We start from the raw sequence: 14,292 nt of genomic DNA, 5'->3' as shown, positions 1-14,292 counted from the left end.
ACCCGTAGGATGGGTTAGCCGCCACAGAGCTTCGATCAAGGTAGCGTTTTGAATGCGGCGTAACCCATCAGATGCGGCATACCGGCTGACGCCATGTTGGGTTACGCGGCGGTTCAAGGCTGAATTTGATTCAGGATAGGTGCCCGCTGCTAACCCAACCTACGGACGGCGCTTGATCGGCGCGACAGCAAGACTCGTACCGGCTTACGCCCCTACGGCATCAGTCTTCCTGCGCCTCGTCCTCGCGCCGGCTCATGCCGTACTTGCGCATTTTCTCGACCAGGGTGGTGCGGCGAATGCGCAAGCGCTCTGCCGCCCGGGCGACCACACCGCTGGCGTCATCGAGCGCCTGCTGGATCAAGCCCTGCTCGAGGTTGCCCAGGTAGTCTTTCAGATCGAGGCCTTCGGCCGGCAGCATGGCTGGCGTATTGACCCCAGGCAGCCCGGCGATGATGGCCGCGCGCTCCTCCAGATCCTCACGCAGGCTGGCGGTCAAATCCTCGTCTTCATCGTCGACATGACGGAATTTCTTCGGCAGCTCGCCCACGCCGATCACCCCATAGGGATGCATGATCGCCATGCGCTCGACCAGATTGGCCAGCTCGCGCACATTGCCCGCCCAGTCGTGGCGGCACAGCGACATGATCGCCGCCGAGTTGAAACGGATCGAGCCGCGCTTCTCGTGCTCCATGCGCGAGATCAGCTCGTTCATCAGCAGGGGAATATCTTCGATACGCTCGCGCAGCGGCGCCATTTCGATGGGGAATACATTCAGCCGGTAGTAGAGATCCTCGCGAAAACTACCCGCTTCGATCATCTCCTCCAGATTCTTGTGGGTCGCCGCGATGATGCGTACATCGGCACTTTGCGTCTTGTTGCTGCCAACCCGCTCGTAGGTGCGTTCTTGCAGCACCCGCAGCAGCTTGACCTGCATCGACAGGGGCATGTCGCCAATTTCATCGAGGAACAGGGTGCCGCCATTGGCCAATTCGAAACGCCCGGCGCGGCTGGTGATCGCGCCGGTAAAGGCGCCCTTCTCATGGCCGAACAGTTCGCTTTCCAGCAACTCCGCGGGAATCGCGCCACAGTTGATCGGCACGAAAGGCGCTTCACGGCGCTTGGAGTGATAGTGCAGGTTGCGCGCCACCACTTCTTTACCGGTGCCCGACTCACCGAGGATCAGCACGCTGGCCTCGGTATCGGCCACCTGCTGCATCATCTGCCGCACCTGCTGGATGGCGCGGCTGGTACCGACCAGGCTGCGGAACAGATTCGGTTCACGCTGACGACCGCGCTCGCGCGCCTGGTCGTACATCTCGCGGTAGACCTGGGCACGGTGCAAGGAATCGAGCAGTTTGTTGTAGCTAAGCGGCATTTCCAGGGTCGCCAGCACACGGCGGCGCAACTCTTCCGGCCATTCCGCGGCCGCATGCTCGTCAATCAGCAGGATCGGCAGAAACTCGTCCCAGGCAGCAGTTTGCTTGAGGATCTCCAGGACCCCGCCCTTGGCCTGCACATCACCGAGCAATACGCTGAGCACCTCCCTGCTGGCGGACAATGGCGCGACCGCATCCTGCCAGTCACGGCTGCCACATGCGAGGTGATCTTCGCCCAGGAAATTCAGGATCACCGTCAAATCCCGACGTCGCTCGCTGTCATCGTCAATCAGCAGAATTTTCGTTTCACGCCACATATTTTTGATCTGATCCTGGGAGCGAACGGAAGCGCACTCTGTCGAACACGACAACTACGCTGGCAATTGGCCGCTAGTAAAGTCAATTTATCGAAAATAGTCAATTTTATGGCGTGCTTTTTTTGATATTCACGACCAATTGCCTAAGCGATTGTTTGCAAGAAGGGGGAACTCAGCTTTGCATGAATAGCTCGAGGGGTATCGCTGCGCTCAGCCTACGCGGCCCGCACCATCCTACGAACTGTACAGCTCCGTAGGATGGGTTAGCCGCCAGATAGCTGCGATCAAGGCCGCGTTCTGCGTGCGGCGTAACCCATCAGGTGCCGAGTACCGGCTGGCGCCTTTGCCGAGGGTCAGTCCGCGGGCATAAATCGCTCGATGGATATCGCTGCGCTCATCCTACGCGGCCCGCGCCATCCTTCGAACTGTACTAGCCCCGCTAACCCATCACCCAAACAACTGGTAGACCTTGGCCCCTTGCTGGGCCTGGTTCAGCTGCATCAGCTCGCCCGCCAGGCGCCGTTGCTCCAACTGACAGACATCGACCAGCTCGCGGTACAGATCCAGCAACTCCTGCATGCGCGCGCGCAGCACGTCTTCGTCCTGCACGGACTCGACCATGGCTTCGTCAACGGCTTGGCGGCACTGCAGATCCAATTCGCCGATGGCCGCCCAATCCTGTGCGGCCAAGGCATCGCGCAAGGCGCTTCCAGTCTTTTCCAGACGCTGGACAGATGAACTCATGTGCGTGCTCCTTAAAGCGTCAGACTGCATCACTGGCCGATCGCGTCCCAGCCTGTCTTCACATTGCGCAACAGCCCCGCCACTTCATCGAGCGACGTGGCGTCATTTTTCACATTGGCCTCAAGTAAACGGGAAACCATGTACTGGTAGAGGTTATCCAGGTTGGCCGCCAACTCGCCACCCTTCTGCAGATCCAGGCCTTCGCGCAGACCACCGATGATGCCGATGGCCTTGCCGATCAGCTCACCCTTCATCGATGTCTGCTCGCGCTCCATGGCGCCACGCGCCTGGGCGATACGGGTCAGACCACCTTCCATCAGCATCTGGATCAACCGGTGGGGGCTGGCATCCACGGCCTGGGCCTGGGTGTTGACGCTTTGATACTGCTTCATGGCTGCCATCGCGTTCATGCTGAAGGTACTCCAGTGTAGTGCGGGAATACTTCATGTATCGGCAGTGCCGGCAGCAGCTTTAGGGCGACGTGAAAATAACACAACTGATTGATTTAACTCGTCAAACAGGAATTGGAAAGCCACTTTCCAGGCATCGATGAAGCGCCTCCGGCCTCAAGAGGCTACCGGCTCGACCTCAGGCCCGATCGCGATCCAGGCATCACGTATCTGCACCAGCAAGCCCTGCACCTCTTGCAGACTACGGGGAGTGCTATCAAGCGCCACACCGGCAAGCCGTCGGGTCATGTAGTCGTAAAGCGAATCCAGATTCTCCGCAATATCCCCACCGAGTTCTTTATCCAGACTGCCCTGCAGAACGCTAATGATGGAAATAGTCGCACCAACAGCCTCACCACGTATGCCGTGGTTGCCTTGCTCCTGCGCCAGCAGCGCCAGGGAAATACGCTCAAGCGCGCCATCCAGCAGCAACTGCACGGTTTGATAAGGCGTTACTTCCTGGCTGACCTTGACGCTCTTGTAGGTATCGATTGGCTTGCTCACGCCTTAACTATCCTTTTTTACAACACCAGGGAGATTGGCAAACACCTGAGCGAGTTGATCACCTGTACTTTTCAACTGCCCGACCAATGCATCCATGGCATTGAACTGAGCAAGCAAGCGGGTTTGCATTTGCTCAACGCGCCTATTCAGGTTTTCTGTCTGTGTCTTGATATCGCTTCGCGTACTTTCTAGCGCTTTCATACGTTGCTCAAGAATACCGCCAGTCTGGATAAACCCATCAATGCGCTTATCCACCCGACTCATCAACCCGGTATCGCCAGTAAAAAATGCACCTACCGCATCGAAGTTATCCTGCAAAGCAGGATCAAGTTTGGTGTCATCGATTTTCAGGGTGCCGTCTTTCTGGGTAGTGATACCCAAATCGGCAAGTACTCGTACACCCTCCTGACCGGAAGGATTGACCAGTTCATTACGCACGCCACTGAGCAAATTACGCACGGTGGAGTCACCCACCAGACCACCAACAAGCGGGGTACCGTCCTCGCCTACTTTAGTGACGCTAGTCAACTTGTTGCTAGTACTGATCAGCTTGTTATAAGCATCGACAAAGGTCTTGATGCTGGCTTTTACGCCAGCACTGTCCTGCCCGACGGTCAAGGTAATGGACTTACCGACTTCGGTCTTTTCCAGCAACTCAAAATCGACATCAGCTATGGCACCGCTGACTTTATTGGTTGCGCTACTGAGAGCCAAGCCATCAACCGTAAACTCGGCATTCGCAGCCTGCACGATATAGCCCGAGCTGGCTGCACTGCCGGTGCTCAGCGCGATGCTGCCATCAACATCCAGCGCTGACAGATTACCCGTACCGGTGACCATCAGATCTTTATCGGCACCGGTTTCAGTGGCGCTAAATACCAAGCGCGACTCACCATTTACCGGATTATTGACAATGGTTGCGCTGATGCCCTGGTCTTTCAGCGCGGCATTGAGCTGATCACGAGTACTGGCCAGATCGGATCCGGCAGCAATAGTGACCGCGGTACCAGTATCGCCGGCACCTAATTTGACCGTAAGCGTCTGCTCGCTTGCGCCACTCGAGAAACCACCAGCCACAGCAGCCGTAGCAACCTTGCTGGCGGCTGCCAGGCTCTGCACTTCTATTTTGTAGATGCCCGGTGTAGCCGTTTTACTGGCGCTGGCAGTCAAGGTGCTGGTATTGGACGATACGGCCGTGCGCTTCTCGAACAAGGTGGCGCTGTTCAAGTCTTTCATGGCTGCTTGAAAGGCGCTCAACGCGCTCTTGAGCTCACCCAGGGCAGAGAATTTGGTAGTAGTGGACTTCTCCAGGCGGGCCAATTGCGCTTCTTTCGGCGCCTTTTCCGCGTTGACTATCGCCGTCACCATATTGGTGATGGGAAGCCCGCTGTTAACACCTGTGATGCCATCAATTACGCCTGCCATGCTGGTTACCTCGTCATGAAGTTGACGCTTAAACGCTTACGCCTGCCCAATCACAATGGACAGTCAAGAAACATGCCAGCGATCAAGCTTCGGCCTTGAATAACAGACTACGGACTTCTTCCAGGCTTTCCGCCAAGCGCAACGCCTCCTCTGATGGTAGCTGACGAATAACTTCGCCCGACGCACCATCGGTTACCTTTACCACTACGCGACCGCTTGAATCATCCAGCGTGAAATTCAAATCACGCCGAATACTCTGCACAAAACTTTGAATCGCAATCACCGCATCCTCGACCGGCTCACGAGCCTGCGTGGCCTCTTCAGGCTCTTTCTTAGACACCTCGGCATCAATCTCAGCCGCCTTGGCGGCTGCAGCGACAGGCGAGACTTGCGTAACTGCAGCATTCGCTTTGGAGAGCGATGCAGACAGAGAACTGTTTATGCCTATATCCATTTTCTTTTACCTCGCAAGGCAAAACGGGGAGAAGTGCTATGCACTTCCCCCCGCAGCCTGATGCAGACTAGCCGTTTAGCTTACTGCAGGAGGCTGAGCACCGCCTGCGGCAACTGGTTAGCCTGGGCCAGGATCGCGGTGCCAGCCTGTTGCAGAATCTGGTTCTTGCTCAGATTCGCGGTTTCAGCGGCGAAGTCGGTATCTTGGATCCGACCACGGGCAGCCGATACGTTCTCCGAGATGTTCTGCAGGTTGGAAATGGTGTTCTCGAAGCGGTTCTGCACCGCACCCAGATCGGCACGCTGGTTATCGATCGCCTTGAGGGCATCATCGATGACCAGCACGGCCGACTGTGCACCCACCGCATTGGTGATGTCGATATCTTTGACCGAGTTGGCAGTTTCAGCCGTCGTCGACGCTGTCACGGTAGTGAAAGTAGCGCCTGTAGCGTCGGCGCCGGCGCCGTCGGCGAAGGTGATAGAGGTGAGTGCATTGGTGGTCGAGGTGGTGGCGTCGCCTTTACTGATCACCTGATAAGCGCCTGCAGCATCCTTATGCACACCCACTTCCAGGTTGGCGTCGTTGATGGCCGCCGCCAGCTTGTCGGTAACCTCGGCAACCGTATCACCGGCCGCCAGCTCGACATCCAGAACCGCGTCAGGGGTAGTACCCGAGAACGCGAGCGTCACGGTCGCGGTACCGCCGCTGGCAGCTCCAGCAGTAGCGTTGCCAAAGGCGCTTTTAAAGAAGTTACCCTCGAGCGAATCGGCACTCATTTCGCCAATGCTGACGCTGATGCTTTCGTTCGCAGCCGAACCCACCTGGAAATTCTTGGTACCGAAATTACCATCGAGCAATTTCTGACCGCCGAAGGTAGTGGTATTGCTGATACGGTCCAGCTCTTTTTTCAACTGGCCGACTTCGGAGTTCAATGCCGTCCGCTCGGATTCGCTGTTGGAGCCGTTGGCCGACTGCAGGGACAGATCGCGCATACGCTGCAGAATATTGGTCGACTGCTGCAGTGCGCCTTCCGCGGTCTGCGCCAAAGAGATGCCATCGTTGGAGTTGCGCACCGCTACGCCCAGGCCGTTGATCTGGCTGGTCAGGCGGTTGGCGATCTGCAGGCCGGCTGCATCGTCCTTGGCGCTGTTGATGCGCGAACCGGTGGACAGGCGCTGCAGGGAAGTCGCCAGCGCATTGGAGGAGCTGCTCAGGTTGCGCTGGGTATTCAGGGACGCAATGTTGGTATTGACGGTAAGGGCCATGGTGTTTGCCTCCAATGGGCTGATACTTGTTGGTAGCCTGGATGTGCGAGAGGTTGGACGGTTGCCTTGCTCAGGCACCCAGTTACTTCGCATTCGTAAGCTATATCGCCCCGGCTGGGGAAAACTTAAGGGCCACCCTCAAAAAACTTTCGCTGCCAACCGATGCCCTGGTCGCAGGCCGGTCAGGGCCAGGGTCAATCAGGCAGCCAGGCCTTGCGCCAGGCCTCAAGACTTTTCCCTTCAAGCATCCATTCATTGCGCACCGCAGCACGCAACTCATCGCCCATGCGGGCCGAAGCATCCAGATCGGCCAGATGCAGGCGGATGGCGTCCAGCCAATCCTTGAAGCGGTTCTTGACCCGGGTCACCGGCAAAGCATCCCGATAGCAGCGCACATCGCTGCAGATCACCGGAAAACCACAGGCCCCGTACTCCAGCAAACGCAGATTGCTCTTGCACTCGTTGAACAGGTTCTGTTCAACCGGCGCCAGCGCCAGATCCAGGTTCAATCCGGCCAATACTGCCGGGTACTGCTCAATGGGAACCCCTGGATGGAGCTCATGGATAAAGGGCCTCAGCCTGTCTGGACACATGCCGAAGAAGACCCACTCCACCTCACTCGCCAGCGCCTTGACCACATCGGCAAGCATTTCCAGGTCGCCGGCATGGCCGGCCCCGCCCGCCCATCCCACGCGCGGCTTGCTGGAACACCGCCGCTGGCTGGTCAAGCCATGCCATTGACGAGGGTCGAGACGGTTTTCTATAACCCGGATATCCGGGTGGAAATCCTGGAAGGCCTCGGCCATCGCGTCCGTGGACACCACAAAGCGATCCACATAGGAGATGCCGAGGCGCAGCGACCTTAGTATGTCCTTGGGCATGTGCGCTCGATACGCACTTTTCATCGGTAGATTTGGCAGATAATCATCCAACTCATACACCTTGAACGCTCGCGAGAAAGCCTGCATCCGGCGCATCGCCTCCAGCCGCTCATCACCAATCTGACGCTGCAGCAGCACAACATCCGGATCGTAACGTTCCAGATCCGCTACAGAGAGCATGCCAAACGAAAGAGCACCCTCAATGAAGCCCTGTTGCTGCAAGGCACTGAAGGGTTGAATAACTCGGTATTGGCCACAGCCGTCCCAGTCCGCAGGGTGTGCCAAAACCGTCGGCAACGGCCGCCAAGCGTCGAGCGGCCGCCAGGACAACTTGTTATCGGCCAGCTTGAAACCGCTAGGCTCTACCAGGGATAGGTTGGAGTTATAGGCTGGATCGCGCGCCAGCAACGGCAGCCATTTAGCGTACATGGCGTCCTGCTCTGCGACAAAGCGCTTGTGCTTGGCGTCGCTGGTCTGTTTGTCGACCTTCGTCTGGCTGACACCGCCCTCGTGCATCAGCACGGCGTGAGGCGTCCACACCGTTAAATAGCCAACTTCACGGGTTTTTAAACATAGATCGATATCGTTATAAGAGACCTTGAACTGCTCTTCATCCATACCGCCCACGTCCAGGTAAACGGATTTTCGAATCATCAGGCACGCCGCCGTCACCGCGCTGTAGTTCTGGTCGACTTGCAAGCGCTGCATATAACCCGGGGCATCCATTGGCTCACCGATAAAGGGGTGTTCTGCGGGGCCACACAAGCCAAGCACCACCCCCGCGTGCTGGATACGACCATCCGGATAGAGCAACTTCGCCCCTACGATACCGACCTCTGGACGCTGTGCATGGTTGAGCAACTCATCCAGCCAGTCGTTGCGAATAGCCGCTGTGTCGTTGTTAAGCAAAACCAGATAATCACCCCGCGCCGCGCGCGCCGCCATATTGTTGATCGCCGAGAAATTGAATGGTTGCGGATAGCGGATCACCCTGACCTTCTCTTCAGCCATGGCCTCGACCCCCGCCAACCACTCGAGCGCCTCGGGCGTCTCGCTGTTGTTGTCGATGATCAGTATTTCGTAATGTTCGTAGCGGGTATGTTCCAGCACGCTCTCAACACAACGCTGGAGCATGGGCAGTTGATCCTTGGTTGGGATCAGAATCGAGACCAGCGGTTGCTGCTGATGACCATAGCTGATGTGATAGCGCCCCGGCAGGTCGGAACCGACGTGCGCCTGCGGATAGTCACGCACAGCAAGATGACGGGCAATGCTTGCACGCTCATCTGGATTATCCAGCAGGGCCGGGGCCTGGGTGATAAGTAGCGGTTCACTCACATGCCCCAGATCCTGCATGCCACCCGACTCGACCAGACGCAAAATCAGATCAAACTCCATCGCTGCGCTGTAACGTTGAGCAAAACCCTCCAACTCGACGAACGCATCGCGGCGAAAAAGCCAGTGACGCGCCATACTCGCGGGGAAACTCAGCAGCAGATCCAGATTGAATCCGGGCCGGAACATCGGCCCCAATGAGCCATCGGCCAGGCGCAGCATTTCGTCGCCATAGATGGCTCGGCAACCCGGGGAAGCGATCAGTTCCAAGGCCACCATCATCAGACCGCTCGCAGTGAACTCATCCCCTGCCTCGACCATCATTACCCAGTCGCAATCCGCCTGCGCCAACATCTGGTTGATGGTGTCGACCTGCTGATCGGCTGACACGCGCCTGCACTCTACGCGCGGGTCGGCACGCTCGAACTGCGCGCCCTCGCCAACACTCAGGAGCAGAATCTGCAGCCCGGCGTAGGGCTGCTTTTCCTGACTCAAACTGTCGAGCGTCGCCCGTAGTTTCCCTGCGTCACCCTGCCTATCCAGCACCAGGATGCCGAACCGCGGCCCGCCACCGCTGGTTTTCAGGTACCCGCCGATCAAGTGCTCCTGAACCGCTGTCGGTACACGCGTATCCAGCCATGGCCGGAAGCCTTCCCGTTCCTCTTGAATCATTTCACCCCCGGCGTCCCGCAACGGCGGGAACGCCCAAGGCCCTGGCTGTACGGCGGCAACTGCCTGAAGTGTCTCTGCACGCTTGGCCGCCTCGGCCAGGCGCCGACGCAGGGGAAAATCGTGCCACTCCTCGGCGCCAGCGGCCAGCGGGTGGCAACGTACCTGCTCGTTCGGTCGCGGCGCATACAGCCCCATGGCCCGGATTTGCCCGGCGAACACCTGCACGCCCTTCTGCCACAGCGGCAGCATGTCGCCCTGCTGTTGACGCTGCTCGGCATGCTTGCGGAAGCAGGAAAGCGGCTCGCACAGATAGGCTAGATGGCCGTGCCGCAACACATTCACGTACATCGCTAGGTCGTTGATGGCGCGCACCGTCTGCCCGTTGAGGCAACAGACGTTTGGCTTGATCCCGGCCAGGTGTGCACGACGGAACATCACCGTGCTCGGCTCGCCGATGAAGTTCATCGGTGAGTCGGCGAGGTAGGCGATCAGGTCGCCGCCGTGCAGGATGCCGTCCTGATCAAACGGGCAGCAGGTCGCCGGGACATCCGGTAGCGGCAAGCCGGATTTGTCGATCAACAGCCGCCGCGAGGTTACCAGGCTGACCTCGGGATTGGCGCTGAAGACTTCCACCATGCGCTCGACGCAGTCGTTCAACAGGATGTCGTCGTCGTTGAGGAACTTGACAAACTCACCCGCGGCCTCGATCACGCACTGGGTGTAGTTCATCAGCCCGCCGAGGCCCGGCTGGTTGCGAATGACGCGGATCGGGTGGCGGCTGTGCCCGCGGTGACGCTCGACGATCTGCTGAATGCCATCGTTCGGGCAGTCGTCGCTGATCAGGATTTCCAGCGGCTGGTAGCTCTGGGCGAGCGCACTGAGCAGCGCCGCCTCGAAGTGCCGCGGTTTGAAGGTGGGAATCACGATGCTGACGAGGGGGTTCTTGCTCACGTTGTGCTTTCCTCAGTGAATAGAGGCGAGTGACGGTTGCGCCACCCGCGACTCATTTCAGGGTTCGAGAATATGGGAATGGCTGACCAGGACTTGGCGCACCGCCTGCGGGCTGTTCCACATCAACACGTCGAGGACGGAAAGACCCGGCACACAGGTATAGGGCTCGGCGTCGTAGCGGAACTCGTCGAATTTCAGGAAGCCGAGTCGAATGTCGTGACGGGTGAAGTCCTGCGGGTCGAACAGCGTCCGGCCACCGGCCGGATTCAGGTACGCGCTGACGCCCAGTTGCCGACTTATCGCCGGCGCCCAGCCACCGGGGCTGTCGATGCCTTCCAGGTCGAGGCCAAGTTCCGAACAAATGACGTAGTCGAACGGCAGTTCCAGATAGCCACAGACCGCTGCCAGCCCCTGGACGTTGAGGCCGACCAGCGAGTTGTCGGTCGTGAGATCGAAAGCCCGGTTCACCAGTTGCGCGACCTGCTCATAGAACGGCGCCTTGCGCCGGTAATGGGTCAGCTTGCCGAGCAGGCTGGCGCGGGTTTTGTGCATGTTCTGCACGCGTGCTTCGCGAGTAGTAATGGCGATAGAGGAATTGGCCAAGGGTACGTTGACGTAGTTCCAACCAGCCTGCGGATGCAGCATGCGGTTGCGGCTCATCCAGGATTTTGGCGTGTACTGGCTGACATCGAACACCACCCAGCGCTCGGTGTGGGCGATCAGCGCGAAATGCCCGAGGTACGGGAAAAAGTACGGTTGCATGATGCCCAGCTTCACGCCCACCCCCCCAGGCTGTGGCGAACGCTGGCGGCCTGCTCCCGGGCGGCGCGGACTATTTGGCCGATGCGCCGCGCACCAGCCGGGTCTATCGGTTGGCCGATCGGCAACTGCAGCACCTTGGCGCACAGGGCCTCGGTCACTGGGAGGCGTTCGGCCGCCTCCGGGTAAAGCTCGTCATAGGGCGTGCAGCGGTGGATACCGGGATAGAAATAGCGCCGCGCCAGCACGTTTTCCGCGCGCAGCACCGCCTGTAATTCGTCACGGCTGAGGCCGAAGCGTTCAGCATCGATTTCGCAGACCACATATTGGTAGTTGGTCGTGCTCACCGCCTGTGGTTCGATCAGGCGCAAGCCCGGCAAACCGGCCAAGGCAACGCGGTAGGCGGCGAAAATCCCCCGATTGCGCTCGAGGGTCTGGGCAAAATTATCCAGGCTGAGCAGGGCGATGGCCGCCTGCGCCTCGGACATGCGGCCATTGGCGGTACGACTGACATGCACCGGGTGCCCGGCGCCGTAGCTGCTGCGGATATTGCGCAGGCGCGCGGCCAGTTCGTCGTCGTTGGTACACACGCAACCGCCTTCGGCGGCGCTCAATACCTTGGTGGCGTGGAAGGAAAACACCTCGATGGCGCCAAAGTTGCCAACCGCCCTGCCCTGCACCGCGCAGCCAAAGGCATGGGCCGAGTCGTAATACAGCGGCACGCCGCGACTATCGGCGAGCTGGCGCAGGTGCTGCTGAGCGCAGACATCGCCCCACAGGTTGACCGCCAATATTGCGCTGACGTCGTTGTCTTCCAGCAACGCTTCCACTTGGGCGGGGTCGAGCTGATGGGTCAACGGGTCGACGTCGCAGAACAACGGCTCCAGCCCGGCCCAGGTCAGCGACTGCGAGGTGGCGATAAAGGAGAACGCAGGGGTGATCACCTTGCTGCGCAGGCCCAGGGCATCGGCGGCCATCAGCAGGCCGATGGTGGCATTGGTGACGCAGATGGCGTGGCGCACGCCCAGACGCTCCTGCAACACCTGCTCCAGTTGCTGGGTCAGCGGCCCCTGATTGGTGTAGTACTGGCGCTCGAAGATGCCGCGCATGGCTGCTTCATAGGCGGACCATTCGGGGAAATACAGCTGGCCGACCGGCAGCGGCTGCTCGAACGCCGGCGTGGCGCCGAGGATGGCGAGTTCGACGGCGCTCATACGGCAGCCCTCTGGCGCAGCTCGGCGGCATGCGCATGGAGAAAGCCCAGCATGGCGACGATGGCGTGGATGTCCTGCTCGTCGACGAAATGGCCGCAGGGCAGCAGCACAAAGCGTTCGGCGAGCCGCTCAGTCACCGGCAGCGAGCCGCCGATGGTCGGGTAATCGGTGGGTTTCTGATGCAACGCCGGCGAATAATAGGCGCGGGCGAGTATGCGTTCGGCGTTGAGCAGGCTCAGGACCTGCGCCCGTGGCAGCGGCCAATCGTCGAGCAGTTCGATCAGGATATTCTTGAAACCGCTCTGCTCGCGCTCGTCGAACTCGACCAGGCGCACGCCCGGCAGGTCCGCCAGCTCCCGGCGATAAGCCAGGTAGCGCTCGCGATTGCGTGCCACCTGGGCGTCCAACCCATCCAAGCCGGCCAGCGCCATAGCCGCGTGCACCTCGTTAAGCTTGGCGTTCATACCCAGTTCCTGGACGTTGTCCGGGGTGTAGAAACCGAAGCCGCGCATGCGCACCAGTTTGGCCGCCAACTCGGCGTCGTTGGTGGTGATATAGCCGCCCTCGAAACCGTTGAGCAGTTTGCTCGCATGCAGGGAGAAGCACTCGGCCCGGCCGAAGCTACCGACCTTGCGCCCGGCATAGGTTTCATAGACCGACTCGACGGCGTCGATAAACAGCGGAATGCCGCTTTCCTCCGCAAGCGCTTCCAGTCCGACTGCATCGCAGCAGTTCATGATCGGATGCACTCCGAGGATCAGCGCGGTCTGCTCGTTCAAATGCGGGCGCACGGTGTCGGCGCTCAGCGCCAGGGTCTGCGGGTCGACCTCGCAGAAGCGCGGCACCAGGTCGGCCCAGGCCGCCACATCGGCCATGCGCCTATAGGTCAGCGAGGGCATGACGATTTCCCGACGCCCCGGCAGCGCCAGGCATTTAATCGCCAACACCAGCGCCCAGAAGCCGCTGCAAAAGGTCACGCAATGGCGGGTCTGGTGGAACTCGGCCAGACGCCGCTCCAACTGCTGCACCAGCGGCCCGTTATTGGTGAATTGGTGCGCCTCATAGAAGGTGCGCGAATACTCCAGGAAACGCTCGAAGTCCGGCTGAACCAGGCTCGAAGTCGAGCGCGGCAAGTCGAACAGCGGCTGGCCACCGAACAGCGCCAGCTCATCGCAACTGGATTTGGCACTCATGGGCGCGCGCGTTCGAGCAGAGCGTCATAGCGGTAGTGCGCGGTGTAGAAGCCCTTGGGCATACGCTGGATATGCGCCTGCCAGCCGCAATCGGCGGCCAGTTGGCAGAATTCCTCGACGCTGCGCCAGATGCCGATTTTCGAGTCGTGGTGCTTGAGTTCGGCGGTGTGGTCGCGGCCATCGGTGTAGAAATCCTGCTGCCGTTCGAGGTCCGGCAGGTTGCCGATAAACACCCGCTCGACCTGGCTGTAATCGCGGCACAGCGTGGTCAACACCAGACGCGCGGTGGCCTCGGGAAAATACGGGAAGCTGCCGTAGCACAGCACCTTGGTGAAGCGCGCCGGGTCGGCCTCGGCGACTATGTACTCGCCGACGTCGGCCAGATCGAAACGACGCAGCGGCAGCTGCTCGAAATAGCGCTTGGCCACCTCGATCAGCACCTCGGAATAGTCCACACCATAGACTTCGGCGCAGTCGTCGAAGAAGTAGCGCGACAGCGCACCATTGCCGCAGGCCAGATCCAGCAGGCGGTCGCCGGGCTGGAAGGCCAGCGCATCCTTGATGGTCGCGACTATCAGTTGAATCTGCTCTTCCGAAACCGGCTGGCCATTGACCGACCGCTTGATCTGCCCCCAAAAGTCGTCGGGAGCTAGGGTTTTCGGATATTCCTTGAAATCTGATTCCACTGGAGTTGCCCCCTGCTTACTGCTATTGGGATAACCGTCATCGCCCCGTAAAGGACGCTTGTTGAAA

12 protein-coding genes are annotated in these 14,292 nt (G+C 59.6%); all 12 read right to left on the bottom strand.

Features of this window, described 5'->3' with window-relative positions:
- Positions 1-220: 220 nt before the first annotated feature.
- The 12 genes from G9C89_RS07525 to G9C89_RS07470 all read right to left on the bottom strand — a co-directional run bounded on the left by G9C89_RS07525 (position 221) and on the right by G9C89_RS07470 (position 14,225).
- A complete protein-coding gene (locus G9C89_RS07525) occupies positions 221-1,693 on the bottom strand; it encodes a sigma-54 dependent transcriptional regulator (RefSeq protein WP_172146979.1) in 1,473 nt (490 codons plus the stop codon).
- 447 nt (positions 1,694-2,140) lie between these two features.
- The gene (locus G9C89_RS07520) at positions 2,141-2,437 is read right to left on the bottom strand and encodes a flagellar protein FliT (RefSeq protein ID WP_172146977.1); all 297 of its coding nucleotides are present in this window, start codon (positions 2,435-2,437) and stop codon (positions 2,141-2,143) included.
- A gap of 29 nt (positions 2,438-2,466) precedes the next feature.
- On the bottom strand, positions 2,467-2,847 hold the full coding sequence (fliS, locus tag G9C89_RS07515) for a flagellar export chaperone FliS (protein ID WP_172146975.1): 381 nt from the start codon (positions 2,845-2,847) through the stop codon (positions 2,467-2,469).
- A 156-nt stretch (positions 2,848-3,003) separates the two neighbouring features.
- Entirely contained in the window at positions 3,004-3,390 is a 387-nt protein-coding gene (gene fliS, locus G9C89_RS07510) for a flagellar export chaperone FliS (protein WP_172146973.1), read from the bottom strand.
- A gap of 3 nt (positions 3,391-3,393) precedes the next feature.
- Complete coding sequence (gene fliD, locus G9C89_RS07505) at positions 3,394-4,815, bottom strand: flagellar filament capping protein FliD (protein WP_172146971.1); 1,422 nt, start codon at positions 4,813-4,815, stop codon at positions 3,394-3,396.
- Between the two features lie 82 nt (positions 4,816-4,897).
- Positions 4,898-5,269: a flagellar protein FlaG gene (locus G9C89_RS07500; protein WP_172146969.1), complete on the bottom strand. Its 372-nt coding sequence runs from the start codon at positions 5,267-5,269 to the stop codon at positions 4,898-4,900.
- An 80-nt stretch (positions 5,270-5,349) separates the two neighbouring features.
- On the bottom strand, positions 5,350-6,534 hold the full coding sequence (locus G9C89_RS07495; RefSeq protein ID WP_172146966.1) for a flagellin: 1,185 nt from the start codon (positions 6,532-6,534) through the stop codon (positions 5,350-5,352).
- 194 nt (positions 6,535-6,728) lie between these two features.
- Positions 6,729-10,373 carry a glycosyltransferase gene (locus G9C89_RS25395; protein WP_172146963.1) on the bottom strand — a complete coding sequence of 1,215 codons (3,645 nt, stop codon included), beginning with the start codon at positions 10,371-10,373 and terminating at the stop codon, positions 6,729-6,731.
- Positions 10,374-10,430: 57 nt separating this feature from the next.
- On the bottom strand, positions 10,431-11,135 hold the full coding sequence (locus G9C89_RS07485) for a WbqC family protein (RefSeq protein WP_172146961.1): 705 nt from the start codon (positions 11,133-11,135) through the stop codon (positions 10,431-10,433).
- Positions 11,136-11,146: 11 nt separating this feature from the next.
- A complete protein-coding gene (locus tag G9C89_RS07480; protein ID WP_172146959.1) occupies positions 11,147-12,346 on the bottom strand; it encodes a DegT/DnrJ/EryC1/StrS family aminotransferase in 1,200 nt (399 codons plus the stop codon).
- A complete protein-coding gene (locus G9C89_RS07475; RefSeq protein ID WP_172146957.1) occupies positions 12,343-13,539 on the bottom strand; it encodes a DegT/DnrJ/EryC1/StrS family aminotransferase in 1,197 nt (398 codons plus the stop codon). Before G9C89_RS07475 ends, G9C89_RS07480 begins: the two co-directional genes overlap by 4 nt.
- The gene (locus G9C89_RS07470) at positions 13,536-14,225 is read right to left on the bottom strand and encodes a class I SAM-dependent methyltransferase (protein WP_172146955.1); all 690 of its coding nucleotides are present in this window, start codon (positions 14,223-14,225) and stop codon (positions 13,536-13,538) included. Before G9C89_RS07470 ends, G9C89_RS07475 begins: the two co-directional genes overlap by 4 nt.
- Between the last annotated feature and the right edge of the window lie 67 nt (positions 14,226-14,292).

The sequence above is a fragment of the Pseudomonas tumuqii genome (assembly GCF_013184545.1).
Taxonomy (GTDB): Bacteria; Pseudomonadota; Gammaproteobacteria; order Pseudomonadales; family Pseudomonadaceae; genus Aquipseudomonas; species Aquipseudomonas tumuqii.
This window is presented reverse-complemented; position numbering and strand designations above follow the sequence as displayed.